Source organism: Shimia sp. R9_1 (assembly GCF_017743775.1).
In the GTDB taxonomy this organism is placed as follows: domain Bacteria; phylum Pseudomonadota; class Alphaproteobacteria; order Rhodobacterales; family Rhodobacteraceae; genus Shimia.
This window is the reverse complement of the sequence record NZ_JAGHRN010000004.1, coordinates 222,373-248,955: the sequence shown is the minus strand read 5'-3', so window position 1 is coordinate 248,955 and position 26,583 is coordinate 222,373. Positions and strand designations below refer to the sequence as shown.

Below are 26,583 nucleotides of genomic sequence, written 5' to 3'. Positions count from 1 at the left end.
CCCTGACGGATCAGTTCAGCTGTGCCACCTGCTCTCCGCCAACCGGGGACAACGGCGTGATGGTCTTGGTTGCGCCACGTGAGGGCGGCACAAAGCCTTCCGCTTTGGTCAGTTCTTCGCGCAGCACATAGGCCAGATGCTGGGTGATGCGGTATTTCTGCGTCAGGCCACGGGCCTCAGCCGCAACGGCTTTCTGACCGCCATAGCCCACAAGGCTTGCCTTGATCGGCTTGGGCCCGCGCAGCACGGTGCCGGTCTGGGCGTCCACAATGGTCATGACAAACTCGATGGAATGTACGCCACCCACGGTGTAGCGGGTTTTTTCGGTCAGCGCGTGAAAGCGGGTGACTTCGATCTGCACCGAAACCGGACGGGCGCCTTCCAGCGGGCCGCCGCCAATGCGCAGCCCTTCTTCAAAGATCGCCTGAACCTGTTTGTAGCGGTCGCCATAGCCATCCCCGCGCCAGACAATGTCACCGCCGGGGTAATACATATTGGCCTCAGACACCCGCAGGCTGCGCGGCACGGAAACCTCAAAGCCGGCCATCTGATAAGACGGCGCAGGCGCTGCGATCTCGGTGGGAGGCACGTCAAACGGCGCGTTCCGGCTCGCGGTATCCACGGACGCACAGGCGCTGACACCCAGTCCCAAAACCATTGCTGCAAACACACGCTTTATAGACATGATCGACTCCTTCGGCGGATTTCGCCTGTTCTGTATGTCAATCAAGATGCGCGGCAATTGGGGCGCGATTGGGGCGCGCTCAGGACGATTCGAGGGAATTGAATAAAATTGTCAAAGCCCTCTGAGCCGTGCATTTCCCCCGCGCGATGTGGGTGGATTTGCCTGGGCGCGCTTCAGCCACGCTCGCGGCTGCGCCAGCCGCCGCGGCGGCGCGGGGTGCCGCTCATCTGCACCTGACCGTCTTTCAGAACTTCGGTCATCGGGTGGTCCGGATGATCTGTGCCATAGGCCTTGCGCAGCGCTTCAATCGCAACCTGCGTGTCTGCGCCCACCGGCAGAGACAGCGCCCAATCCAGAAAGATCGAGCGGCATTCAGGCAGCTGGATTCCCTCGATCCGGTAGCTTTCCCGGATCAGCCCCTTGGGGTCAAACTCTGAAAGATCCATCTCACGCCTCCCTTTTGGCGATCTCACTTGTGTCCGCCAGCGCCGCTGTGATCGCCGCCGCCGCGCGGGCGCAGGCCTCACTCAGCCGCGTCTGCAACGCCTCTATGTCTGCCGCGCCGGTTTCGCGCAACAGGAATGCGCGCCCGCCCTCGCCGATCTGATCCGGATCAATGGTCTGGCCAGACAGCAGTTTGGAGGCAAGCTGCACCTGCCAACAAAGCCGATAGGTGCTGGCCAGCTCTGTCACAATGTCGCCGTTCAGCCATCCAATTGCGACACCGGCCTGCAGGCCCTGCGTGACCGCGCGGCGCGGGCTGCCCGCCAGAAGCGCGCCTGCCTGACTCAAGAGCTCAATATCCTGCAGGCGACCTGCCCCGATCTTGGCATCCCACGGTCCATCCGGCGCTTTGGCTGCGGCGATGCGCGCACGCATGTCTGCCACGTCCTGCGCCACCGTCTCCGGTACTTTGGGCGCACTCAGCACCTCCTGGCGGAAGGCTTCGACCTCTACCATCAGCTCGGGCGCGCCGGTCACTGGCCGCGCGCGGGTGAGCGCGAGGTGCTCCCAGGTCCAGGCCTCATTTTGCTGATAGTTCTGAAACGATGCCAGTGAGGTGGCCACAGGCCCTTGGGTGCCAGAGGGGCGCAGCCGCATGTCGACCTCATAAAGCCGCCCCTGCGCCATGGGGGCGCTGAGCGCGGTCACCAGCGCCTGCGTGAAGCGCGCATAATAAGGCCGCGCTGCCAGCGGACGGCGCCCCTCAGAGGCCTCCACCCCATCGGCGTCATAGATCACGATGAGATCCAGATCAGAAGTGGCATTGAGACGGCGCGCGCCAAGCGAGCCCATGCCCAGAACCATCGCGCCACGTCCCGGCATCGGGCCGTGCTTGGCGGCAAATTGATCGGCCACCGGCTGCCAGAGCGCCGCGAGCACCGCATCTGCCAGATCGGCATAATGCTGTCCGGCCTCCTCGGCCCCGATCAGCCCGCGCAGGTGATGCACACCGATGCGGAACTGCCATTCCTTGGCCCAACGGCGGGTGGTGTCGAGCTGGGTTTCATAGTCATTTTCCTGCGCCAGCCGCTCTGCCAGCTCCTCTGACAGCGCCGCCTTGCCCGGCCAGGGCGCAAAGAAGCCGCCGCCGATCACAGCATCAAACACGCCGGAATTGCGCGACAGGTGCTGCGCCAGCGCCGGTGCGGTGCCGACGATATCAATCAGCAGATCAATCAGCTGCGGGTTGGCCTCAAACAGCGAGAACAGCTGCACGCCAGCCGGCAAGCCGCGCAGAAAACCATCAAGCGCCAGCAGCGCCTCATCAGGCCGTGGGCTCTGCGCCAGACGCCGCAGGATTTCCGGTCGCAACCGCCCCCAGATCTCCGTTGCCCGCGCGCTGCGAAAGGCCGGATAGGTCTGCCAGCGGCCCAAGACATCCGGATCAAAGCTGTGATCGCTGACCGCCTCCGGCGCACAGGCATCCGGCGCAAAGAAGCCTTCGGTCATGTCATGCACTTCGGTCAGGCGGGCGCGCAGCTCGGCCTGAAGATCGTCGATATCGCGCCCCATAAGCCCGGCAATGCGGCCCCAGCCTTCGGCCCCTTTGGGCAGGCGGTGGGTCTGGGCATCCGCCACCATCTGCACCCGGTGCTCGACCTCGCGGTGGAAGCGGTAGTGATCAGACAGCCCCTCGGCCACCTCATCGGGCACCCAGCCCTTGGAGGCCAGCTTGCGCAGCCCCGGCACCGTATGGCGGTCACGCAGATAAGGATCGCGCCCCCCGGCGATGAGCTGACGGGTCTGGGTAAAGAACTCAATCTCGCGGATGCCGCCGCGGCCCAGTTTCATGTCATGACCGTCCAGCGTGATCTCCCCGCCAAGGCCTTTGTGCTCGCGAATGCGCAGGCGCATGTCATGGGCGTCCTGAATGGCGGCAAAATCCAGATGCCGCCGCCACACAAATGGCGTGAGGGTTTTCAGAAAACGCGCCCCGGCGTCGAGATCGCCAGCGGAGGGGCGCGCCTTGATATAGGCGGCGCGCTCCCATGTGCGACCGAGGCTTTCATAATAGCGCTCTGCCGTTTCCATGGCGATGCAGACCGGTGTCACCGCCGGATCGGGCCGCAGGCGCAGATCGGTGCGGAAGACATAGGCTTCGCCGGTCAGATCATTCAGCATCGCCGCCATTTTGCGGGTCGCGCGGATGAAGCTGGCGCGGGCATCGTGATAATCATCTGGATCAAAGCGAGTCTCATCAAACAGGCAGATGAGATCAATGTCGGAACTGTAGTTCAGCTCATGCGCGCCCATTTTCCCCATCGCCAGGGTGACCATGCCGCCCGCCGTGGGAATATCGTCTTCGGTGGCGCCGGGCAGCTTGCCGCGCCGGATTTCTGCACCGATGGTGGCTTCCATCGCCAACTGGCTGGCCAGATCGGCAAACTCGGTCAAGGTGCCGGTGACCTTTTCCAGAGACCACGCTCCGGAGAGATCGGCCAAAGCGGTCAGCAGCGCCACCTTGCGCTTGCCCGCGCGCAGCGCCGTTGGCCGCTGATCCGGTGCGCTTTCTTTCAAGGTGGCAAACAGCTGTGCCAGCGCCGCATCCGCATCCGTGAGCGCTTCGGGCAGCCAGTCCGCCTCTTTGTGGATCAGACCTTTGAGATAGGGGCTCGAGCCTGCGGTGCCGGTGATCAGCTTGGCCAGATCGCCGGACAGGCCCGGCACAGCGGCGCAGGCCTCCGCCCCGAGGTCAGCGTCATAAGCATGTGGCAGGCGGGTGATTTGGGATGCAAACGTCATGGGGGGACTTTGAAACCCGCACGCCGCGAAGGTCAATGCGGCGTGATGGCAAAAGGGGCGCTGCCCCTGCCACATCTGCGATGTGGCTACCCCGGGATATTTTAAGAATGAGAAGCGCTTAGGCGCGGGCCTTAAGGATGAGTATAGCCGGTCAGCGGGGTGTCCTGGCTGAAGCTGTTGCGCCATTCCCCGTCACGCCTCTCCCAAAGCGAGCTGATCAGCATGGCTTCCCAATCCGCGCCGCCCACGCGCAGATAATCCGCGCGGTAGATCAGAAGGGCCGCGTCTTCGCAGATCTGGCGCAGCTTGACGTCGCTGAGGCGAAAATCCACCACAGTGGCGCCATGGGCCAGCTGGCCGGTGTGATCCGCCTTGTCGCCAAAGCCATCGGAGTACACCCCGAGAAAATCCGCCGTCAAAAGCGCGCCATCTGCCGCAGCGTCGCCCTGCACCAGGGCTGTCCACACGCGGGTTTCCAGCGCCAGAAGCGCGTCTTTCTGGATATCCTCTGCTCTCATGATGACAAGCTGCGCCGAGCTGCGCTAGAAATCAACCCAAACGAGAGGGGCCTGTCATGAGCAAAAGTCTGAAACGGGTACGCGCCGCGCTGGAAGCCGCAGGTGCCGCCATCGACATCCGCGAAACAGAGGGCGCGCGCACCGCAGAGATGGCCGCCGCGGCGGTAGGGTGTCATGTGGATCAGATTGCCAAATCCATTGTCTTTCAGCTGCAAGACAGCGGCGATGTGGTGCTGTTTCTGACCGCTGGCGGGCGGCAGGTCGATCTTGAGGCCGCCGCAGCGCTGGCCGGTGGCCCGCTTGCGCGCGCGGATGCCGCTGTGGTGCGCAGCCAGACCGGTTTTGCCATCGGTGGGGTCAGCCCTTTGGGCCATCTCTCCCCGATCCGCAGTTTTATGGATGCGCATCTGATGGGATTTGAGGAGATCTGGGCCGCCGCAGGCACGCCCAACCATGTGTTTTGCCTTGCGCCGCAGGTGTTACAAGAGCTGACCGGCGCGGAAATCAGCGCCTTCAGCAGCTGATCCAAACTTCATTCTGATAAAAAATCCAACCAAAATCAGCCACATAAGTCGAAAATGTAAAAACTATTCACATTTGCGCTTGCATTAGAGGCCCGCAGTGCCAATCTAGGTAATGTGAAAGGGATTTACATACCCCGCCACAGCGTAGCTAGAAACACCAACTTCGGAGACCCAAATGACCCCTGCCGCAACCGCATATTCCGCTGACACGCGCCATCTTGGCTGGTTTGGCAAAAGCGAGGCATGGCTTGACAGCAAAGGCAAAGGTGCCTGGATCGCCGCCATGGTGCTTGGTTTTGTGTTCTTCTGGCCGATTGGCCTGGCCCTTCTGTTTTACATGATCTGGAGCAAGGATATGTTCAAGAAATCTCACCGCAGCCGCAGTTGCTCGCGTCGGATGCATGTGATGACCCCAACCGGCAACAGCGCCTTTGACTCCTACCGGGACGAGACCCTGCGTCGTCTGGAAGACGAGCAGAAGAGCTTTGAGGAATTCCTTGAGCGTCTGCGTGCGGCCAAGGACAAGGCAGAGTTTGACCAGTTCATGGACGAGCGCGCCACCAAAGCGGCCAATGCCAAGCAGGAAACCGAAGACGCGTAAGCGCGCTTTGGCAATCCTAAAAAATCGTGGCGCGGGAGGCTTCTTCCGCGCTGCTGTTTTGAAGTAGCCTGTTATTGATGTTCACCCCGGAGAGAGGGTCATGACCCAGTACGATATGTCACAACACAACGCCAACACCCGCAGCTATGCCCTGCCCGATCCTGACACTCAGGCGGAGTTTTATGAGGATGTGACCTTCAAACGGCTTCTGGCCTGGTTGATCGACACCGCCGTGATCTTTGTGCTCTGTGTGCTGGTGCTGCCGTTCACCGCCTTCACCGGGCTCCTGTTTTTTGGCGCGCTGCTGTTTGTCTTTGGGTTTGCCTACCGTGTGGTGACCATCGCCACCGGCTCTGCCACCTGGGGCATGCGCCTGATGTCGATTGAACTGCACCAGTCTGACGGCGCGCGCTTTGGCCTTGGCGCGGCCTTCCTGCACACGCTGGGTTTCACCATTTCGGTGGCCTTTCCGATCCTGCAGATCATTTCGATTGTGCTGATGATCACCACCGCGCGCAAACAGGGTTTGACCGATCACGTGATGGGGTCTGTCCTGATCAACCGGGCGGCGCGGTACTGAGCTGAGGTGTGAGGGCGCTCGGCGCTGTGAGGGGAGAATTGGGCTTTGGGTAGCTCAATGGCTGGTTGAGCAGGCGCGAATTTCTTTGGGAATATGGCGGCGCCTTTAGACCTGAGAATGCCCGCTTTGCGGACAAAACGGACTTTTGCTGCGACTGTTCCAATGGCTTCTTTTGGATGCACGTTGCCATAACGAGTACCGCCGCAGGATGAAAAACGAAGCACTGCCTTCAGAGAGTTGATAGCAGGTAAACCAAGAAAGCGATGATCGTGCCGACAACCTTGCCTTGAAGCCGATGCAGCCCGACGGACCGCTCCCAACCACACATTGACGATCGTTTGGATTGAAAGCCCATACCACGTTACACTACCGCCAGCATCTTGTTGCACACTACGGGGGCGATTTGGTGCTCTGTACTTCACCGCAATTCGTTTTGGTCACGCTACTGGTCGGGTTTTGTGGGTGTTGCAGCGGGTTTTCTACAAATTAGCTTGGTGTTTTGGCCAACACATACCAATCATACGTTTTTAAAATGCCTTGGAACATTGAAAGCCATAGCGTCCTGATATCTTTCCGACACGTTTATCATGAGCCGCCACGTTGTTGGCAGACCTTTTCATGATTATCGACGGTGGTCGCCCCGACATTCGGCAGGCCCAGTTCCTTCAATATGCTAGCGGAATGAACCCGATAGCGCTTGGACAACCCGTCTTCTGCCAAACCTGCGTTGGTCAATACCGCACGCACCTCGGCGCTTGGCCGTTCCCCGGTCAGCACCAGACGGCGCGTCTGAATGGCTGTTTCTTTGGGGCCGTCCGAAACGGTGTTGGAAAGTAGTTTCTGCCCGAGAACTGAACCACACCACGTATCCACCTGGAATTTGAATGCCTCACCAGAGGCCCGGCTCTCCAACCGACCTGATGCACGTTGCGTGTCGATCCGGCCTGATGTGTCCGATAGGTTTCGAATGGCATTCGCCAACAGGGTCGTTTCGCGCGAAGTTATTGCGTCGACCTCGTTCACGCGCCTATTCCCGGCCACGATATCTATGTCGAAGATGATGTCATCCGCGCTTTGCAGGATGGCGAAATCAGGTGTCATCGCCAGGTTGGAACAATCCAGTGGCCGGATAGAGCTTGTCGGGTTGTCTCCGCAAAGCGCTTTGCCTTGATCACGCGCCGTACGCGCAACCTGTCCGTCACCTTGGCGACCAGCATAGCGCGACATTTCGGCTGCCAGCGCCAGCATGGAAATCTGGCTTTCTTTGTCATTGGCAAACTTGCCGCCAGTGGCGCAGCTAAGTGTTTTTTGCGCGCGTTCTGCCAGTTTTGTGCGCTGTGCGGCCAATTGATCTATAGCACTTTGAGCCACGATTTCCTGCCCCGAAGCAGTCGCACTGATTGCTGCTCTTGTGGCAAGCATGCGATCAACAAACTTGTCTCGGTCCTTCGTGGCAGAAGGAAGATTGCAACCGCTAAACAGATTGCCAATGACATTGGTGCGTCCTTCTGGTTGATTGCAAGCGACAAGCCCGAAAAGGAGCGGCAGCACAATAAAAAAGGTAAGTTTGCTCATGTATTCAGCTCCTGATCGGAACGTGGGTTGTTAGGATTTCAGAGATCAAGGTTTTTCCGTTAGGCGTCAGAAGCTTTGCGTTACTTGTCACGAGGTGTAACTCCTCTTGACTGAGCTTGTCTTGATCGTTCATCAACCGCATCAGTATCGCCCTATAAATTCTCAGCCACTCCTTGGATCCCATCATAAAGTGGCCGGTTTCAGACTTCACTGCGACGGCCGCAGAGATCTGTTCAATGTAGAAGGCAACTTTGCTTATCGTCCCTTCGTTGTCTTCATTGGGCAAGAAAATCATCGCCGCACGCGCAGGGTTGGATGCTACGGCCGAAAGCGTGGCGTCAATTGCTATTACCAGAGTGTCTCCAAACAGAACGCCACCTTTGCTGCGGCTTGCAACCTGGTCTGCGGCACCTTCGAGGAGTGTCTCAATCGCGATGACAGCGAGTTCTGAAGCGGGATCGCCCGGTTCAAGCCTGAAAAGCCGGCCAGGATTCTGTGAAGCCTGCCGCAAGGCAGAGGCAATGATGGTTTTCCAGTCTTCAGGCGTCAGGAAGGTGTCTTTGTCGGCTGTGATCGCTTCGCCGATCGCCTTGATGATGCCTTCAAGCTCGTCGTGACTTTGGACCAGATCAGAGTTGCTGGCGATTTCCGCAAGCGCATGTCGCATGAGATCGGCCGCAAAGGCCTTTGGGATGTTGTCGGCCGAAAGTGCTCCACCCAGAATGACGAGCGTATCGCGCAACTCGTCTGCATTGCCGAGCAGCTCTGGGTATTTGGGCAGGTCCGACAAGATCGTTTGTACCAGCTCGATCGCGCCTTCCTTGCCGAAGATTTCATCGAGCCGTTTGTCTCCGGCCAGGCCCTTGGTGATGCCACCCAGCACAAGACTCAGCAGGTCATTGTCGCCAATGAGTTCAGGGTGGTCTGATACCTCTTTGAGGATCGTTTCCACGAGCGTGATCGCGGTCTCCTTACCAAAGACTTCATCAAGTCTGCGGTTACCCGCCAGCGTTGTATGAATGGAGCCGATGAGTATTCTTAGAGCTTCTTTCCCGCCCAGAATGTCGGGGGCACTTGCAACGCGATCCAACACGTTCCTAACCAGATCGAGTGCCAGTTCCTGACCAAAGATTTCGTCCAGTCTTTGGCCGTCCCCCAGGCCTTGGGTAAGCGCTACCAAAACGGTCCTAAGCGTTTCGGATGCGACCGTCTCCAACCGGTCATTGCCGGGGCGGATCAGGTGGTCGATGTTGTCTTTGGCGGCGTTCAGGGCAGCCAGTGACAACGCAAGACCGTAGTCATCTATGTCACCTTTCGAGATCAGGGTTTCATCGCTCAACGTGGTTGCAAAATTCTTCACGAGAGATGTGACAAACACCTCGTTCGCTTCGAGATCCGGGAAAACCAAATCAGGGTTCTCTGCAATCACCTCCAACGCCCCGCGATAGAGCGCAATCACGCCGTCTTGGGTGAATGCATCTTCCAGACCATGTGTGCTGAGATGGTTGAGCACACTGAGGTTTAGTTTTCCGAGCAATTTGTCTTTGGCAAACTTGGAGCCAAGGAACTTTGTCTGATGGTCTGCCACAACCTCGAATGCTGCGTTGAGCGCCGGACCTGCGAACGCATCGAGCACGTGCTCCCAGTGGATCTCTTGCGCGAAATCTCCGCTTTCCGGGAAGGCATCCAGAATGGGCGTGCTGATCGCATCTACCAGCTCGGCTTGATGCTCTTTCGTGATGAACACCTCTTTGTTGCTGGAAAAGCTTTCCAAGCCCGCCCGGAAGATCAACCCTGCCAAACGCCCGCCAAGCCTGTGGCGTGGGCCAAACTCGCCATTGTCTGGCAACAAAGAACTGATCTGACCCGCGAAAGATCCGACCAGTTGCTCGGCTGATCCGCCTTTGGCCAAGAGACCCGGGTTAAAAGATATGAATTCGGCGGCGACATCTACGAAACTGAGTGCAAATCTTGTGAGCGGTGGGAGCGGTTTGTCTTTGTCCGTCGCCCATTGCGTCAGACGCGCGTATTCCACCTCCTCCATAACCGTCACCAGATCGACACCGCTGAACTGCTGTTCGTTGAAGGCAATCCTTGCTTGCATGATTGTATCAAAGGCCGCATCGCTTCCAGTCATCATTTTGTCGAACGTGGCGTCCAAATCGAAACGTATGATCCATGCGTTCCACGTTTCATCATTGCGCCTGCGCTCTTTTAAAACCGCTGGCGTGATGTCTTCTTGGTAAAACTTTGTTGGAACAGATCGGAAAACGACCGTCTTGTCGCGATAGGCTTGGGCGACAGCGCTGTCACCCGCTTGGTAGAGCCGCAAGGCCGCGCGGACGGCAGAGATAATCAGGAGGGGGCTGGCCATGTCACATTCTCCTACGATGAACTGCCATCGGGATTGAGCGGCAACGGCGCGCGATGCACGGAAGTGGGCACTTCGTTGGTCTCATCGGCAAGCTCACTGAGCTTGGCCAGTGTCTCAAACCCGGTCTCTTGTCCTGATGCCCTGTCGATCTGACGTTTCGCTTTGAGCGAGGTTTCAAAGGCATCCTTTACATTTTTTGGTCGGTGGGCTGTTTCCGGTATGGGTTCTCTCACCTGATCAGGCGTGGTTTTGGGACGGGCCTGAGCGGTAAAGCCAACTGCACTTGCAACACTCGCGATCGAGGAAAGCCGTCTGTAGATGTCGAACCAGAATGGACCGCCCAAGCCGATGAGCACCCCGCCGAAAAGGACGCCAAAAACCCATGCTGACAAGCCAAATTCGGATCGCATGTTAAGCCACTCTTTCGAAGCAACCCAATAGGTTTGCCAATTGCGAAACTCACAAAACGATGTGCCCTCTTTTGCCTTCCCGAACCACGTTTCTTTGCAATCGAGTTCCAATGCTGCGATGTTTTCGCGGATATCGCCGAATGAGACGATGATACTCTGCTCGCCCTTTTGCTCAGATAACATGTGTTCAGCGAGTGCCAGGCACCTATCGTCGGCACCGGGCTGCACCACGCTCAGGCGGCCGGTGTCTTCGTCGTTGGATACCGTGGCTTGCGAAACATCTTTGCAAAAAGGGAAAAGTGTCCAGCCGACCGGAACACCAAGCTCTCGCAACTCATCTACCTGTGTCGCCATCTCTTCGCGAACGGCGGAAAGGGCTTTTCTTAGCTCCTCAACCTCTTCATCCGCAGTCTTGCCAGCATCATCTTTTTCGACCTCGACTTGCTTCTCAGCGACTTGTTCCACCAAGCGCGCCTCACGCTCAGAAAACTCCTTTAGCCTGGCCTCATAAGCAGCGTCCACACGTTGCGAAAGCTGGGGGTCCTCGTAGAACGTTCGGAACAACAAAACCGCGTCTACGTTGGCAAAAATAGCGACCACAAAAGCAAGTCCGATAGACCACCGCCGTGCCAGCTCTGCAAAGTTCTCCCTTGTTTGCTGCCCGGCGTTGTCAAACCGACGGGCCATATCCTCGATCAGGGTCGTCAACGCCTCTTCTGTAGCTTCGCGGGCCTTGTCACGCTGGGTTACAGCGGCGCGTCGCATCGCCTCACCAAATTCTGTTCGACCGATCAGCTCTGCGAATTCCACGACGGATATGTGATCCCGCTTGGTTTGATCCGCGCGCATGCGTGTGGTCGCCAATGACTTTGAGGCCTTGAGGATTTCGTCAATGAACTGGCGCCGTCGACTGAGGCGTTCGTGTGTGTCGATGAGTTCCTGTTCCTGGAGGTCTTTGTTTTCGCTCAGTTCTTTAAGATTTCTGGATTCGTCGAGCGTCATGTAGCCATCCGGATTCGCTTTCTTCCGGCGCAAGGCCTGTAGCGTGTCAATCTCGGACAGTTTGCGATACATCTCGTCGTTTACGTTGTGCCACAAGGCGAAGCTCTCGCGGTCGATCTCACGTACGTGATCGACCCAGAAGAAAACCACGACAGCCAGAGCAACAAAAATATACAAAACCTCTAGTTGCAGACAGAGAATAAAGATGCCCAGAACTGCAATCCAAACGACAATGGCGAGCAGACCAAGACCCGATGCCATTCCGATATTGTGGCGTTTTCGGTACTTTCTGCTGGGATCAAGCATGTCTCCCGCAAGCGCCCAGAGATCCAAAGCGACCGCCACGTTGTTCAACGCGGCGCGTTTCGGGTTCATTTCAGATTGAACGCTTGGGCGGTTTTTTTCGGCACGGAAATGGCGCTGTTCAATGCGGGTGACAAGCTTGCCGAATTCCGGCCAAAGATATTCGTCAAACAAGGTGCCCAGCATGTAACGCATATGCCTTTGGCGCACGCCGCGTGCGTTCTGAAGCAGGCTGACCAAAGCCACAACAAGCGTCGACATGACAATCATCACAACGGAAAAAGCAATCAGAGCGTAAAGAATATTCATCAGATCAACTCGTCTTTTCAGTGCGGTCGGTCATGGCCGAAAATCGACGTTGGTGCCGCGTGTATCGAGATGCACGAAATGCCTAGTGGGATAGATGCCAATGCCACCTTTGAAATCGCCCGCACTGCGAAATGCCTTTAGCTGTGCCCCCCAATGTTCCGGGCCGCGTCCGTTCTGGCAATAGAAATCCACGGCGGTGAATTTCATATGCTGACTTCCTGACGCTCCTCCAATTGCGGTGTTGTAGTCCTTGTTCCGGTACACGTTGGTCAGTCGGATCGACGCGTCGAGCACCTTGCGCAGACGATCCATGATCTGCGCGGTGGGGATCATGTTTGGCCAGATCTCCTCTGGCGGCAGAGCGTTGAGGTTAAACCCTTTTGCGCCTTCCGTTTCATGGCTGTTGCCGAGAAAGGCGAATTCACTTGGTCTGAAATGATCGAGGTTCAGAGACAGAAAGAATGCCTCAAAACGCTGATGGTGGGTCATAAGCACGACAGGCGACGCCGGAACCGCTGAAGACCTTGCCTCAGGCTCTTTGTCCAAAAACGGCATGACTTTGGACACGTTCTCCAAACGACTGATGATCGGATCGTTGCCCTCAAGCTTTGTAATGCGGTCTTTCATGCCGTTCCGACCGCCATTCCACAGTTTGACGCACTTAGCGAAGTCGCCTGCGTCCGCCGGCCCATTCAAGCCCTTCCAATCCCAGAACGCGGCGAGAATGGCGGGTTGGTGTTCCGCTTTGGTGGCAAGCTCAGGCTGGTTCACAAGGTCCAAACCAGCGCGCTCGCCCACCTGTTTGTAACCATCTCTTCCGGTGATCTGCGGGCCGCCACGACCAATGTACCGCGAGCCGTCGTTCGTGTTCGAGCGATTTCCCATGCGCTCGCCATAGATTTTATCAAACGCCTTCAGCTGCCATCCCCGTTCCACACCAAACGCGTCACGCACGGATTGGGCACTAGGATAGCGATTGGGCCAAACTGCGGCGATGCGCTCATGCGAATACCATAGATCTTCCGTGAGATCTTTAATCGTGAAGCCACCGCACTCATGCTCCACATTGGCCAAGGCATAGCCAAGCCGTAGCTTGTTTTCTGTTATGCCGACCCTATCCAGAGGATCAGGATTGTCGGCAAACGCTGAGATTACATCATCTGGCGCACTCGGAAAAATCCCGTTCCAGTCGTCTTTTGTCAGAACCAACGGCATCGTGCGTCTCCTCACGAGTTTGAGGCAGAAACGCTGGCGTAACTTGTATTTTCAAAGGGGGGTGATCACGCCCGGTAATACAAGATATGGCCATTGACAACGCTTCAAACACTGTTGCCATCTCAGACCCCAAAATTCACACTCAAAATACTTTTTAAACAGAAGGCTGAGATCGCCACTTAACCTCAGTCCTCGCAATCAACACGCGGCACTTCAAGCCTAGGTTGATTTTGAGATTAAATCAAATGCTAAGGCAAAAAATATGCCGACGGGCGTATATTACCCCGCCCTATTGAAGAAATTTCGTTAACTTGTCTGATTGCTGAAGATCCCGAGGTGTCTGCACTGTGAAAGAAACAGGCATTCGGTGCAAATCTCTGAAAGGCTGCTTAAAGCGTTGTGCGACCACAGAAGAAAACTCATTAGAGGATTGGGACATGCACTGCGAGGACGAACTAGCAAAGCCGGAACTAGGGGGGCAGGCAATACAACAACAACCCAACCATCGACACTAGATTGAACCAAATACTGATGAACACATCTGGTGAATTGCTTCAGTCAGCAACTGAGCGCATCTCACGAGGCTATACAAGGGACAGAGAAATTCAACTGAAGCAAGCGCACGTACGTTTAAGTGCCGTCTTATTTGCTTCCGAAGTAATAAATATTCACAGGGGTGACCAAAAACGCTAACCACTTAGCTGCAGAGACAGCTTGTGCCAATGTCGTATCCACTGAGTTGAATCCGTTGAAATAGCCTCGTGAGAGCAAATAAATTATGTAAGCGTTGAAGAGAATTGTGCAGACAATGGCGATTATGCGACGGATTGCGCGGCTTGAATCCGTCGATGCGGCAGGAAATGGTTTGGTGAACCAGAACGCCAAGATTGCTATGATAACAGCAGAATAGATGCTAATCACTGGTACAAGAACATCCGGCCGTTTTTCTTCTAGCAAGACGCGTACAGGCTCAAGGTGTCCCTCTAGCTGTACTGTCTGATAGAAATAGGATTCAACGATCACAACCGCGGCTGCAAAACACATCAACCAGAGCGCTGTGAGAATGCTCTGGGCTGTGAAGTAAGACGCGTTAAACATCTATATTTTTCCGCAAGGAGAAGCGATTTGTTACGCTGGATTCAAAAATATCTAGGAAGAAGTTTCCCGAGTAGTCATTGCTTCGAAAGGGAGTTGTAAAAGCAGATTCGCCGGCCCCTCTCGAATAGAGCTCAGAACTGATGCGGAAGTTCACAAAGTCTTCGGAAGAATAGTATCTCCCAACATAGCGCAGCCCATAAATGCGGTCCATTGGCAGCTTTCCAACGGCACTCTCAGCATTATGTGCGGCAATCAGATCTGGTGTCAAAAGCCGTACACTTGTCGCCCAAGACTCGTTTGGCAAAATGTATTTGGTTTCATTTAGATTTGGAACCTCTATGCCAAGTTCGAGATCCTGCAACGCTTGGATAAGCACTTCGGAGACATAAGCATCGCCGCGTTCTCCCGTTGGAACGGCGGATGCTAAGAGTGGATTGGCTCCGGCGCCTAACTCTTCCCGTTGAATCGAAATTGCAAAGGAACGAGTGTTGGCATAAGTCGAAGCACCCTCAACGTTACCGTTCACGTTTACAGTGCATCCAGACAGGCTCAAGACTGCAACTATGGCAATCAAAAAAGCACCCCTAGTTTTAGCGACTTGCTGAAACATTGCTGTCTATCCTTATTCTCTTCTAGTTTTCTTCCAATATCCCTAAGGGGCTTAGAGCGCGTTTCTCCGTCAGCCGACCAAATGACGCTTCCAGTGCTGCAATGCGCGCTTCTCGAGAGGGATATTCACAACCTCGAACACCAGCACCGCTAAAATTTGCATATTCATAGGTTAAATTAAAAAAATCACTTGCGCCCAGCCTGGACGCAAACATATCGGGAAAAAAGAATACCCCGGCTGGTGAGAGCTGAGCCTGCGCACTGAAAAAAGTTGTCTCCAACGCTTTTTCGTCTGCCTCCAATTCGACCTCCACAAGCCTCTTGCACGTGAGGGCTTCCGTATCGAGCAAATCGATATGACCCAATTCGACATGGGCCAGTTCATGAGCAAGCATAAAAGATAAAACACCAAAAAAGCTCTGTTCCAAATCGATTGTCAGGAAGGCGGCTTCGGTTAGGACTGACCAACTGTCGTCCTCCAGACCAGTGCTCAAATCTCCGATCAAGGAGCGCCCTCGTGTCTCATCCACAATCTTCTTTATTCGCAAAAATTCCGCGATGACTTCTCGGTCGCTGCGTGCTTCGATCTCTCCAAAAAAATCGTCAAAAGCCTGAGCTTCGCGCAGATTGCTTGCCAAAGCACTACGATAGGCGGCTTGCACGATCTTGGTGTCCACTGTAATCACACCGTTGCGATTGACAGAAACCACTGGAAAGCCGGTGTTCGATGCACGGATCTTGGCAGCCAAGGCCCTTGTAGGCTCTCTGTTGTACACATTTTCACCAATGACACCTAAGACAGATTGGTTGGCGTTGAGAGCCGCTTTGAGGAAATCTTCAATCTCTCTCACTTGGGCCTTTTTGAGCAAAGGCAAGTCAGCTGGGTCGTCCGGCACACCATTGGGGTAAAATATATCTGCCGACTTGAACAGAAACGATTCCTGCAACGCGCGTTTGGTTTGGCCGGAAGAACTGCCTTCGAACTTAACCGAGATACAGCCGACTAGTAAAACCAGCCAGAATAGAAAAAGAAAAAAACGGCACATTCTCGAACAAAACCGGATCGCGTGCCCGCGATGTCCGTTCTCCTTAAGCGGCAATCATCATACCTATTTCTATCAGCAGGTTCTCATCGTATCTTCTTCCACGCAAGTGATTTCCGCTTTGAGGCGCGCGTAGGTCCAGATCTTGAGGCTCGTGGCATATCAAGATGAAACTTTTTGGGACGACATCCAGTCGTGCATCCGCAACAAAATGAGAGGCATCTATGACTAGCAGGAAGTGTCGATTTTGTATGTGTGGTGCTCGTGCGTCGAGATCTCGTGCCAACAGCTTTCGCAAATGACAGATTTGATGGATGGTGCCCAGCACCAGGGCGTCTAACTGCGTTACAGTTTGGACGGCACCTCAAGATATAAGTGGCTGCTTTCCAGCACTCTTTGGTCATTTGAGGGCTCTGCGGCATCCGACACTTTGGGCTCGTTGCCGACCTTCCCCCCAAAACTCCTTCACTTCAAGCACCACACAAATCCCCCCACAAAAAAAGGGGGCCCGAAGGCCCCCCAAATTCTGTGTCTTTGCTTTACCCTCAGCCGCCGAGCAGATCCGGCAGGATCGTCACGATGGAGGGGAAGTACCACAGGATCGCCAGACCCACGACCTGGATGAGCACGAAGGGGATAATGCCCTTGTAGATATGCCCGGTCGTGACCTCCTTGGGCGCCACGCCTCTGAGATAGAAGAGCGCGAAGCCAAAGGGTGGCGTCAGGAACGAGGTCTGCAGGTTCACCGCGATCATGATGGTCACCCATTTCGGATCAAAGGTGCCGCCGTAGATGACCGGGCCGACAATCGGGATCACGATGTAGATGATCTCCAGGAAGTCGAGCACGAAGCCCATCACAAACAGCACCAGCATCACGATCAGGAAGACTTTGAACTCATTGTCAAAGGACTGCAGGAACTGCTGGATATAGTGTTCCCCGCCAAAGCTGATCACCACCAGATTGAGCAGCTGGGAGCCGATCAGAATGGTGAAGACCATGGAGGTCACCTTGGCCGTTTCGCGCACGATCGGTGTCAGCACCTTGCCGCGGAACAGCACCCAACAGCCATAAAGCAGACCAAACATGGCAAAGAGGTAGGTCCCTTTGGCCACGAAGAAGGCGATGTAGTTCTCGACTTCGACTTCAGCCTGGTTCACGCGCAGATCAAAGTTCACACCGACGAGGATCATGATGATCACCGCAAATGTGGCCCAGATGATGATCGCACCGGAGCGTTCCTGATCCTTCAGCTTGCGGTAGGCCGCCAGCATGATCGCGCCACCTGCGCCCAGCGCCGCTGCGGGCGTCGGGTTGGTGATGCCACCCAGAATCGAGCCAAGCACCGCAATGATCAGCACGAGCGGCGGGAAGACCACGCGCAACAGATCATTCTTGCCCAGCAGACCGGCCGCATAGCGCACGCCATACAGCGTCAGCGCCAGCGGGATCGCCAGATAGATCAGCGTCCAGCCCGGTGTTGTCACCGGCGAGATCAGGATCGTATCCACAGCCAGCGCCAGCACGATGCCGGCCGCCCCAACCATCAGAGGCGTTCTGTCGGCACTTGGCGACACACCACGTGCGGTGGTGATGACCAACGCCAGCAGCAGGAAGCCAATCGCGATACCGGAGCCGATCGGCGCAGCTGCGGCGATCTTCTCGGCACGCAGCTCGGCGCGTTCGTCCTCGGTCAGCGCACGGGCTTCTGCCACACCACCGGCCTCATCAATCGCTGCCTGCTCGGCCACGGCGGTATCCCATGCCAGCTGCCCGTGCAGATCAATCATGGAGGCGCGGCACTCCTCGCTCACGTTTGTGCGCAAGCTTGCGGTTTTGCCCGCATCAGAGAAGCTGTCCACGGTGACGTTCTGGTCGCCAATGAAGTTCACCTGCCCCAGCAGGATCACACCCGCGATCAGACCCGCAGGCACCGCGAGAAACCATGTCAGGCTTTCACCACGGGTGATGGCTTCGCCAGAGGCTTCGCCGAATTCCACAGCGGGCGCTTCTTTCGGGTTCAGCAGGGCATAACCAAAGGCATAGAGACCATAGAGCACCGCCAGCATGATGCCGGGGATCAGCGCCGCTTGGAACAATGTGCCCACAGAGACAACCGCCGGTTCGCCCAGAAAGGTCAGCGCGTCAGAACAGCCTGCCACCTGCGCACGGTTTTCCTGTGCTGCAGAGTAGAGGTCGCCTGCCAGCGTGCCGAGCAGAACGATCACGATGGAGGGCGGAATGATCTGTCCCAATGTGCCGGAGGCTGCGATCACACCTGTTGCCAGCTTCGGGTTGTAGCCGTGCTTGAGCATGGTTGGCAGCGACAGCAGGCCCATGGTCACAACGGTTGCGCCCACAATACCGGTGGAGGCCGCAAGGAAAGCACCCACAACCACAACCGACACAGCCAGACCGCCGGGCAGCGGGCCAAAGACGCGCGCCATTGTGGTCAGCAGATCGTTTGCGATCTTGGAGCGTTCCAGCGTGATGCCCATCAGAACAAACATCACAACCGCAAGCAGGGTCTCAATCGATTGACCGGCAAGCACACGCTCGTTCATCCGGTTCACGATAAAGCTCAGGTTGCGGTCCATGGCCTGTTCCCAACCGCCCGGGAACACCGGTTCCGCAATGCGCGGCAAATCCGGGTAGCGGAAGATCGAGATTGTATCGGCCTTGATCCCTTGCGAGATCAGATCGCCATACATGGCCGAGCCCGTATCAATGGCCTGGTGAATGAGAATACCGGCGCTGTCGAGCGCAGCAATGATCCCGAAAGAGATCACCCCTGCCCCACCAATGGCAAAGGCCACCGGGAAGCCGGAAAGAATGCCCCCAAAGAGGCAGAGGAAGACGATAATCAGGCCGACCTCGACCCCATCAAGTCCAAATAGCATAAGTTCTGCCCCTTAGATCAGTGTGTGCCTTCGTAGGCTTCTTCACCTTCGCCCAGCGTGTCGCGGTCGAGGTATTTGCCTGCGCTGCCTGCACCTTCTTTGAATTCAAGGAAGGAGCGGTAGAAGAAGGCGATGGCTTGCAAGAAGACCATGCCGGCGAAGAGCACCAGAAGCACTTTGAAGAGGAAATAGGCGTTAAACCCGTTTGGCGAGAAGCCAATGGTTTCCACGTTCCATTTCAGGATACGCGCCTTTTTCTCCAGCAGTGTCAGCTTGTCAGACGCCGAAACCTTCGGTGTCACAAGGTGGCGCCACATGAAGAACCAGCCGTACATCCAGGTCAGCACAGCCGCTGGCATCATGAAGATCAGCGAGCCCAGCATGTCGATCACACGTTTGGCGCGGTGGCTGATCGTGGAGTAGACAAGGTCCACACGCACGTGGCCGCCCTGCACAAAGGTGTAGGTCGCACAGAGGCAAACGATCATGGCGTTATAGAGCTTCAACTCTTCCGCCCACCAGCTCACATCCGCTGTCAGCCAGTCCGCCTTCCAGATCAGCGAGATTTCCGCCACGGTGAAGATCCGTTGCATGAAAACGATCACGATCTGCTGCAGCACCATCAGAAGGCCCGCCCATGCAAAGAAACGGCCCACCGAGTTGGCAAGACCTTCCAGCACGCGCACACAGCCCCACATGAAGCCGTTCCGCCAGAACCCGACCGCGGTCACGATCAGGAAGAGTGTAAACACCACAAAGAAAAACTCGACCGAGCCACCGTAGTAGACAAAGCGCATCAGCGCCTGTTTGTCCTCGGTGGTTTCAAGGCCGCCTATCCAGCTTAGCCAGCTGCTTGGATGTGTGATCGCGTAAACGGCGTTCACAAAAGCTTGGCCAATGTTGGAAAAAAACCAGACCAGACCGTCCAGCATTGTCCCCTCATCCCCTTATTGTTCGAAATGACGGCACCGCCAGACCGCCGGACAGATTTTAGAAAAAGACCCCTCGGCGTGAGTACCGAGGGGTCAATGTCTTTAGCGATAGATGGGCTTAGCCCAGGATGCGGTCACGCTGCGCGCGATACACACCTTCAGATTTCACCAGCCAGCCAGAAGAAGCCTTCATGCTTGCTTCGACCGAGCTGCGGATTTTCACGAAGAGATCGTCGTCCATGTAGCTGTCCAGAGTCTCTTTCGCAGCTGCACCCATGGCGTCCCAAACGCTGTCTGGGAATTCCAGAGTTTTCACGCCACCGGCCTGCAGACGCTGAAGCGCGGCACCGTTGTTATTGAGGAACTGAGCGAGGTTCCACTGGTGGGACGCTGCTGCTGCAGTCTCAATGATCTTCTGGTGCGCAGGGGACAGGCTGTCAAAGACTTCGCGGTTGGTCGCCAGGGACAGACCCGCGCCTGGCTCGTGGAAGCCTGCGGTGTAGTAGAACTTGGTGATTTCCTGGAAACCGGCTTTTTCGTCAGCCCATGGGCCGATCCACTCGGTGCCGTCGATCGCACCGGATGCCAGCGCCTGATACACCTCGGAACCTGGAAGGTTCTGAACAGATGCACCCATTTTGCCCAGCGCCTGGCCGCCGAGGCCTGGCATACGGAACTTGAGGCCTTGGAAGTCTTCCGGGCCGTTGATCTCTTTGGAGAACCAGCCACCTGCCTGCGCGCCGGTGTTGCCTGCGAGGAAGGATTTCAGACCGAAGATTTCGCCCAGCTCGTCATGCAGAGCCGCGCCTTCACCGTGGTAGTACCAGTTCACCAGTTCCTGAGCGGTCATGCCGAACGGAACAGAGGTGTAATAGGCGTAACCTGGGTGCTGGCTGACGAAGTAGTAGTCAGCGGCGTGGTACATGTCGGCCTGACCTGCGGTCACGGCGTCAAATACTTCAAATGCGCCAACGAGTTCGCCAGCGGCTTTGATTTCCACGGTCAGGTCACCGTCAGACATCGCGGTGATGGTGTCTGCAGCGTATTGCGCGGCGTCAAACACGCCTGCCAGGCCACGACCCCAAGAGGTCACCATGGTCAGAGTGCGCTTGCCGGAAGCATATGCAGGTGCGGCCAGAGTGGTTGCCGCGGCTGCGGTGCCGCCCAGAGCAGAAGTCTTCAGAAAAGAACGACGATCCATTTATGTATTCCTCCCAGAATTTGTTCAGCCCGGCCCTCCCTCCAGAGAGTCCGAGCGGATCGTTGAAGTGGGGAGAGCCTAGCCTTGCCCCTACGTAGAAGAAATACCCACTACCGCGTAGAAATGCGGCAAATGGTAAAAAATACTGGCCAGTCTGGGGTTAACGGCCTGCGAATCTCTGTACGCATAAGTTGTATCACGTGATTCTTGGGTTTGATTCGCTACAAAAATTCCGTAACGAATCGGGTATGCGCCTCCTCCTGTCTCTGTTGCGCCCTTCCTATGGGCAAAAGCTCTTCCTGCTGGCGACCCTGCCGCTTCTGCTGGCGGTGGCGGCGATTTCCGTGCTGGTGGCCAACCAGTCGCGCCAACTGGCCGAACGCGAAATCCGCGCGCTGGAATCCCAGCTGATCGAAGCCAAGAAGGCAGAACTGAAAAACTACATCTCGATTGCCCGCACCGCTTTTGTGAACATCTATGGTCGCGCCGCGCCGGATGACGATCAGGCCAAGCTGGCGGTCACCCAGATCCTCTCTTCCATGCTCTATGGTCAGGATGGCTATTTCTTTGTCTTTGATTATGAGGGCACCAATCTGGTGAGCCCGCGCCAGACCTATCTAATTGGCAAAAACTGGCGGGGTCTGACCGATCTCAACGGCACGGAAATCACGGATCCGCTCATTCAGATCGCGCGCTCTGGCGGCGGCTATCACAGCTTTGACTGGACCAAACCCAGCACCAATGAAACCGCGCGCATGGTCACCTATGCGGTGGGCCTGCAGGACTGGCAATGGGTGGTCGGCACCGGGGTGTTCATTGACGATGTGTTGGAAAGCGTGGCCGCTGCACGGGCGGATGTGGAAGAGCGTGTACAGCGCACCTCCTTCTATATCCTCGTGATCACCGTGGCCGCGCTGCTTTTGGTGTTCTTCTCCGGCTTTGTGATCACCGTGCGCGAGCGCAGGCTGGCAGACACTAAGCTGAAGGCCCTGACCCAGCGGGTGTTTGACGCGCAGGAAGAAGAGCGCGGCCGGGTGGCGCGTGAGCTGCATGACGGGATTTCCCAGCTGCTGGTGGGCGTGCGCTATGCGCTCGACAGCGCCCGCAGACGGGTGAAATCCGGCGATGAACGGGGCCTACAATCGCTGGAAAAAGGCATCGACCATTTGTCAGGCGCCATTCAAGAGGTGCGCCGCATCTCGCGTGATCTGCGCCCCGGTGTGCTGGATGATCTGGGCCTTGGGCCCGCGCTGAAGGTGCTGACGGATGAATATGCCGCGCGCACCGGCATTGAGGTGGATTTTCAGACCGTGGTGTTCCGCAACCGGCTCGATCAGGAATCCAAGATTGCGCTCTATCGCATCGCGCAGGAAGCGCTGACCAATGTGGAGCGCCACTCCGGCGCCAGCAAAGTCACCATGGATCTGCGCGGCCACAAAAGCGGTGCCACCCTGCGCATCGCCGACAATGGCTGCGGCCTGCCTCAGGATGCCCCGCCCTCAGAGCGCGGCGGGCTTGGCCTGCGCAATATGCAGGAGCGGGTCGAGCAGCTGGAAGGCACCCTGCGCATATTCTCATCTCGCACCGGAACCGTGATTGTGGCAGAAGTCCCGCTAAGTCACATTCTCCCCCCTGAAAGCGAGGGGACCGACAACAGTAGAAAGGCCCGCGCATGACCGCCCCTTCCGACAGCCCCGCCACCAAAGTCATGATTGTCGACGATCACCCGATGGTCGCCGAAGGCATCGAGAGCATTCTGGAAAGCTATGATGACATCACCGTGGTGGGCACGCTCTCCAATGGGCGCGAAGCGGTGGATCAGATCGCGGAACTGGCCCCTGATGTGGTGCTGATGGATCTCAACATGCCGGAGATCGGCGGGCTGACCGCCACCGAGATGCTGCTGGAGATGAACCCGGATCTGCGGGTGTTGATCCTGTCGATGCACGACAGCCCGGAGTATATCAACACCGCCCTCAGCCATGGTGCGATGGGCTATGTGCTCAAAGATGTGCCCACCGAGGAAATCAAAACCGCGATTGATGCGGTGATGCAGGGCGAGCGTTATCTCTGCACCGGTGCAGCCGGATCGCTGTCGCCTGCGGATGGCGAAGGGCGTGAACCGCTCACCAGCCGCGAACAGACCGTTTTGCTGCAACTGGCACAGGGCAAATCCAACAAGCAGGTTGCGATTGATCTGAACATCTCTGTGCGCACGGTGGAGACCCACCGCAAGAACATCAAGCGCAAGCTGGGGATTTCCTCCACCGCGGGTCTGACCCGCTACGCTATGGAACATGGCGTGCTGCAAGGCACCGGCGTCGGGCTATAACAGCGGCTCAGCCCGCAATGGCCTCGCCAAAGAACACCAGCGTGCAATCCTCATCTTTCACATGGAATTCGCGCTGGCCGTAATCCTGATCAAAAGGCGCGCGCACCCGACCTTCCGCCAAAGTCTCAAGCTGCGGACGCAGCCGCTCATAAAGCGCGTCGATGCCAACCACATCGATATAGAATGAAGTCTCCTTGCCCGCGGCAGCAAGGTCTTCCCCCTCCTCCACCTCAATCAAGCGGATCGCCACGGGCCCTGCCCGAAGGAAGGCGTAATTCTCCGCCTGAAAGCCCAGCTCAAAACCCAGCACGTCCCGATAGAAGCCGATTTGACGCTCCAAATTGCGGCACGGAACAAACGGTGTGATCTGAATCAGTTGAAATGCGCCCATGATTTTTCCTCAAATTTCACGGAGACCCGCACTCCGCGCAATAAATGAAAAGAATTTCGACCCAAAATATGCATTTCTCTTACCATTCGCGGTTGACGCCGCTGTGCAGCACACATAAGGTCCGGTTCGAACACAATGGAACCCAACTTGAGGACCGACGCAATGCAACAGCTAGTCGTCATTCTAAGAAATTGGCGCATGGGCCGGTAACGGACACCATAATGGTACCCCATGCGCCCTCGCCAAAAGCGGGGGTTTTTTTGTGCGCAACGAATGTGAAATGACGTCGGTAACGGAGAGAGTGATGACACGTCAGATGACCGGAGCAAAAATGGTTGTTCAAGCCCTGAAGGATCAGGGTGTGGACACAGTCTTTGGCTATCCGGGGGGAGCCGTCCTACCGATTTACGACGAGATTTTTCAGCAAAATGACATCCGCCACATCCTCGTGCGTCACGAGCAGGGCGCGGTGCATGCGGCTGAGGGCTATGCCCGCTCCACCGGCAAGGTCGGCGTGGCGCTGGTGACATCCGGCCCCGGCGCCACCAACGCGGTGACCGGTCTGACCGATGCTTTGCTGGATTCCATTCCGATTGTTGTGCTCACCGGACAGGTGCCAACCTTCATGATCGGCTCTGACGCCTTTCAGGAAGCAGACACCGTGGGCATCACCCGCCCCTGTACCAAGCACAACTGGCTCGCCAAAGAGACCGAAACCCTGAGCGAAACCCTGCATCAGGCCTTCCACGTGGCGCGCTCTGGCCGCCCCGGCCCTGTGCTGATCGACATCCCCAAAGATGTGCAGTTTGCCTCCGGCACCTACACCGCGCCGGAGAAGTCGGACACCTCGATCTATGAGCCACAAACCAAAGGCGACATCACCGCAATCAACGAATTGGTTGAGGCGATGGAAAAGGCCGAGCGTCCGGTGTTTTACACCGGCGGCGGCGTGATCAACTCCGGCCCCAAGGCCTCGCAGCTGCTGCGCGAACTGGTGGATGCCACCGGTATTCCGATCACCTCCACTCTGATGGGGCTGGGTGCCTATCCGGCGTCCGGTGAAAACTGGCTTGGCATGCTCGGCATGCACGGTCTTTATGAAGCCAATATGGCGATGCATGACTGCGATCTGATGATCAACATCGGCGCACGCTTTGATGACCGCATCACCGGCCTGATCTCGGCCTTCTCGCCAGACTCCATCAAAGCGCATATCGACATCGACCCCTCCTCGATCAACAAGGTGATCAAGGCGGACATCCCGATTGTGGGCGATGTGGAAAGCGTGCTGACCGACATTCTGAAAGTCTGGAAAGCCCGTGGCCGCACTGTGAACCGCGAGGCGATTGCCAAATGGCAGGGCCAGATCAGCGATTGGCGCAAGGTGGAATGCCTGAAGTACACGCAGGAAGGCAAAGTCATCAAACCTCAATACGCGCTGGAGCGTCTTGAGGCCCTGACCAAAGACCACGACCGCTATATCACCACCGAGGTTGGTCAGCACCAGATGTGGGCCGCGCAGTATCTCGGCTTTGAAGATCCCAACCGCTGGATGACCTCCGGGGGCCTTGGCACCATGGGCTACGGTGTACCGGCGTCCGTGGGTGTGCAGGTCGCACATCCCGACAGCCTCGTGATCAACGTGGCAGGTGAGGCCAGCTGGCTGATGAACATGCAGGAAATGGGCACCGCGGTGCAGTTCCGCCTGCCGGTGAAACAGTTCATCCTCAACAACGAGCGCCTCGGCATGGTGCGCCAGTGGCAGGAACTGCTGCACGGCGAACGCTACAGCCACAGCTGGTCTGAGGCGCTGCCTGATTTTGTAAAGCTCGCCGAAGCCTTTGGCGCCAAAGGCATCATCTGTTCTGACCCGGATGATCTGGATGAGGCGATCATGGAAATGCTGAACTACGACGGTCCGGTGATCTTTGACTGTCTGGTAGAGAAACACGAGAACTGCTTCCCGATGATCCCATCAGGCAAGCCGCACAATGAAATGCTTCTGGGCGAAGCCAGCACGCAGGGCGCAATCGAGGCCGGCGGCGCGGTACTGGTGTAAGGAGAAAGATCATGGCTGCTCTAAAAATCAAGAAAGGCTCCACGAGCCACTCTGCCTACAACCTACGTCCCAATTTCTCGGACACTCAGGAAGCGCACACACTGGCGGTTCTGGTCGACAATGAGCCGGGCGTTCTGGCGCGTGTGATTGGCCTATTCTCCGGCCGTGGCTACAACATCGAGAGCCTCACCGTGGCTGAGGTGGATCACACCGGCAAGCTGTCGCGCATCACCGTTGTGACCACCGGCACACCGCAGGTGATCGAACAGATCAAGGCACAGCTGGGCCGCATCGTGCCGGTGCATGATGTGCATGACCTGACCGTGGAAGGCCCCTCTGTTGAGCGTGAACTGGCGCTTTTCAAAGTGGCAGGCACCGGCGACAAACGTGTGGAGGCCCTGCGTCTGGCCGATATCTTCCGCGCCAATGCGGTGGACAGCACGCTGGAGAGCTTTGTCTTTGAACTCACTGGTGCGCCTGAGAAAATTGACGCCTTTGCAGATCTCATGCGCCCGCTCGGCCTGATTGAGGTGGCGCGCACCGGTGTTGCGGCCATGTCGCGCGGCGCGGAATAACGCCGCCACATTCTCACAGGTGAAAACAGTAAAGGGAGGCAGCTTGCCTCCCTTTTTGGTTCGTGAGTGGTCGCAGTAAACGGAGGATCCCGCCTCCGAAT

The 26,583-nt window shown here is 56.9% G+C and carries 22 protein-coding genes; 7 read left to right on the top strand and 15 right to left on the bottom strand.

The features are described 5' to 3' along the window. Positions 1 to 10: 10 nt before the first annotated feature. The 4 genes from J7399_RS14520 to J7399_RS14505 all read right to left on the bottom strand — a co-directional run bounded on the left by J7399_RS14520 (position 11) and on the right by J7399_RS14505 (position 4,449). Positions 11 to 685 (bottom strand): DUF6778 family protein, encoded by a 675-nt coding sequence (locus tag J7399_RS14520; protein WP_247742903.1) that lies wholly within the window; start codon positions 683 to 685, stop codon positions 11 to 13. Between the two features lie 173 nt (positions 686 to 858). Further along, the gene (locus tag J7399_RS14515) at positions 859 to 1,131 is read right to left on the bottom strand and encodes a hypothetical protein (RefSeq protein WP_209079276.1); all 273 of its coding nucleotides are present in this window, start codon (positions 1,129 to 1,131) and stop codon (positions 859 to 861) included. 1 nt (position 1,132) lies between these two features. Then, positions 1,133 to 3,931, bottom strand: coding sequence for a glutamine-synthetase adenylyltransferase (locus J7399_RS14510; protein ID WP_209087090.1), 2,799 nt, complete (start codon positions 3,929 to 3,931; stop codon positions 1,133 to 1,135). A gap of 131 nt (positions 3,932 to 4,062) precedes the next feature. Continuing rightward, on the bottom strand, positions 4,063 to 4,449 hold the full coding sequence (locus tag J7399_RS14505) for a nuclear transport factor 2 family protein (RefSeq protein WP_209079278.1): 387 nt from the start codon (positions 4,447 to 4,449) through the stop codon (positions 4,063 to 4,065). A gap of 56 nt (positions 4,450 to 4,505) precedes the next feature. On the opposite strand from J7399_RS14505, the gene J7399_RS14500 reads away from it, so the two are divergent. From J7399_RS14500 to J7399_RS14490, 3 genes are all read left to right on the top strand, one after another. Next, positions 4,506 to 4,973: a YbaK/EbsC family protein gene (locus J7399_RS14500; protein WP_209087089.1), complete on the top strand. Its 468-nt coding sequence runs from the start codon at positions 4,506 to 4,508 to the stop codon at positions 4,971 to 4,973. 175 nt (positions 4,974 to 5,148) lie between these two features. Then, positions 5,149 to 5,574: a DUF2852 domain-containing protein gene (locus J7399_RS14495; protein WP_209063475.1), complete on the top strand. Its 426-nt coding sequence runs from the start codon at positions 5,149 to 5,151 to the stop codon at positions 5,572 to 5,574. 100 nt (positions 5,575 to 5,674) lie between these two features. Beyond that, entirely contained in the window at positions 5,675 to 6,154 is a 480-nt protein-coding gene (locus J7399_RS14490) for an RDD family protein (protein WP_247742902.1), read from the top strand. Between the two features lie 585 nt (positions 6,155 to 6,739). Here the strand turns inward: J7399_RS14490 and J7399_RS14485 are convergent. The 10 genes from J7399_RS14485 to J7399_RS14440 form a co-directional block, all read right to left on the bottom strand. Then, positions 6,740 to 7,729 (bottom strand): hypothetical protein, encoded by a 990-nt coding sequence (locus J7399_RS14485; protein ID WP_209087088.1) that lies wholly within the window; start codon positions 7,727 to 7,729, stop codon positions 6,740 to 6,742. Between the two features lie 4 nt (positions 7,730 to 7,733). Then, entirely contained in the window at positions 7,734 to 10,103 is a 2,370-nt protein-coding gene (locus tag J7399_RS14480) for a hypothetical protein (protein WP_209087087.1), read from the bottom strand. An 11-nt stretch (positions 10,104 to 10,114) separates the two neighbouring features. Then, entirely contained in the window at positions 10,115 to 12,127 is a 2,013-nt protein-coding gene (locus J7399_RS14475; RefSeq protein WP_209087085.1) for a hypothetical protein, read from the bottom strand. A gap of 30 nt (positions 12,128 to 12,157) precedes the next feature. Then, positions 12,158 to 13,342: a D-Ala-D-Ala carboxypeptidase family metallohydrolase gene (locus J7399_RS14470; RefSeq protein WP_209087083.1), complete on the bottom strand. Its 1,185-nt coding sequence runs from the start codon at positions 13,340 to 13,342 to the stop codon at positions 12,158 to 12,160. A 642-nt stretch (positions 13,343 to 13,984) separates the two neighbouring features. Continuing rightward, entirely contained in the window at positions 13,985 to 14,440 is a 456-nt protein-coding gene (locus J7399_RS14465) for a hypothetical protein (RefSeq protein ID WP_209087081.1), read from the bottom strand. Further along, positions 14,433 to 15,050: a hypothetical protein gene (locus J7399_RS14460; protein ID WP_209087079.1), complete on the bottom strand. Its 618-nt coding sequence runs from the start codon at positions 15,048 to 15,050 to the stop codon at positions 14,433 to 14,435. Before J7399_RS14460 ends, J7399_RS14465 begins: the two co-directional genes overlap by 8 nt. A gap of 22 nt (positions 15,051 to 15,072) precedes the next feature. Then, a complete protein-coding gene (locus J7399_RS14455; protein WP_209087077.1) occupies positions 15,073 to 16,095 on the bottom strand; it encodes a hypothetical protein in 1,023 nt (340 codons plus the stop codon). Positions 16,096 to 16,637: 542 nt separating this feature from the next. Beyond that, the gene (locus tag J7399_RS14450) at positions 16,638 to 18,992 is read right to left on the bottom strand and encodes a TRAP transporter large permease subunit (RefSeq protein ID WP_209087075.1); all 2,355 of its coding nucleotides are present in this window, start codon (positions 18,990 to 18,992) and stop codon (positions 16,638 to 16,640) included. A gap of 17 nt (positions 18,993 to 19,009) precedes the next feature. Continuing rightward, on the bottom strand, positions 19,010 to 19,924 hold the full coding sequence (locus J7399_RS14445) for a TRAP transporter small permease subunit (RefSeq protein ID WP_209087073.1): 915 nt from the start codon (positions 19,922 to 19,924) through the stop codon (positions 19,010 to 19,012). Between the two features lie 118 nt (positions 19,925 to 20,042). Continuing rightward, complete coding sequence (locus J7399_RS14440; protein ID WP_209063482.1) at positions 20,043 to 21,125, bottom strand: TRAP transporter substrate-binding protein; 1,083 nt, start codon at positions 21,123 to 21,125, stop codon at positions 20,043 to 20,045. A 248-nt stretch (positions 21,126 to 21,373) separates the two neighbouring features. On the opposite strand from J7399_RS14440, the gene J7399_RS14435 reads away from it, so the two are divergent. Together J7399_RS14435 and J7399_RS14430 are read left to right on the top strand one after the other, a co-directional pair. Further along, a complete protein-coding gene (locus J7399_RS14435) occupies positions 21,374 to 22,801 on the top strand; it encodes a cache domain-containing protein (protein WP_209079282.1) in 1,428 nt (475 codons plus the stop codon). Then, entirely contained in the window at positions 22,798 to 23,457 is a 660-nt protein-coding gene (locus tag J7399_RS14430; protein WP_209063486.1) for a response regulator transcription factor, read from the top strand. Before J7399_RS14435 ends, J7399_RS14430 begins: the two co-directional genes overlap by 4 nt. Before the next feature lie 7 nt (positions 23,458 to 23,464). On the opposite strand, the gene J7399_RS14425 is transcribed toward J7399_RS14430, so the two are convergent. Next, positions 23,465 to 23,848, bottom strand: a complete 384-nt coding sequence (locus J7399_RS14425) for a VOC family protein (protein WP_209087072.1) — start codon at positions 23,846 to 23,848, stop codon at positions 23,465 to 23,467. Positions 23,849 to 24,152: 304 nt separating this feature from the next. Here J7399_RS14425 and J7399_RS14420 point away from each other — a divergent pair, with 304 nt between their 5' ends. Continuing rightward, positions 24,153 to 25,907, top strand: coding sequence for an acetolactate synthase 3 large subunit (locus J7399_RS14420; RefSeq protein ID WP_209079285.1), 1,755 nt, complete (start codon positions 24,153 to 24,155; stop codon positions 25,905 to 25,907). Positions 25,908 to 25,918: 11 nt separating this feature from the next. After that, on the top strand, positions 25,919 to 26,482 hold the full coding sequence (ilvN, locus tag J7399_RS14415) for an acetolactate synthase small subunit (protein WP_209087071.1): 564 nt from the start codon (positions 25,919 to 25,921) through the stop codon (positions 26,480 to 26,482). Positions 26,483 to 26,583: the final 101 nt, after the last annotated feature.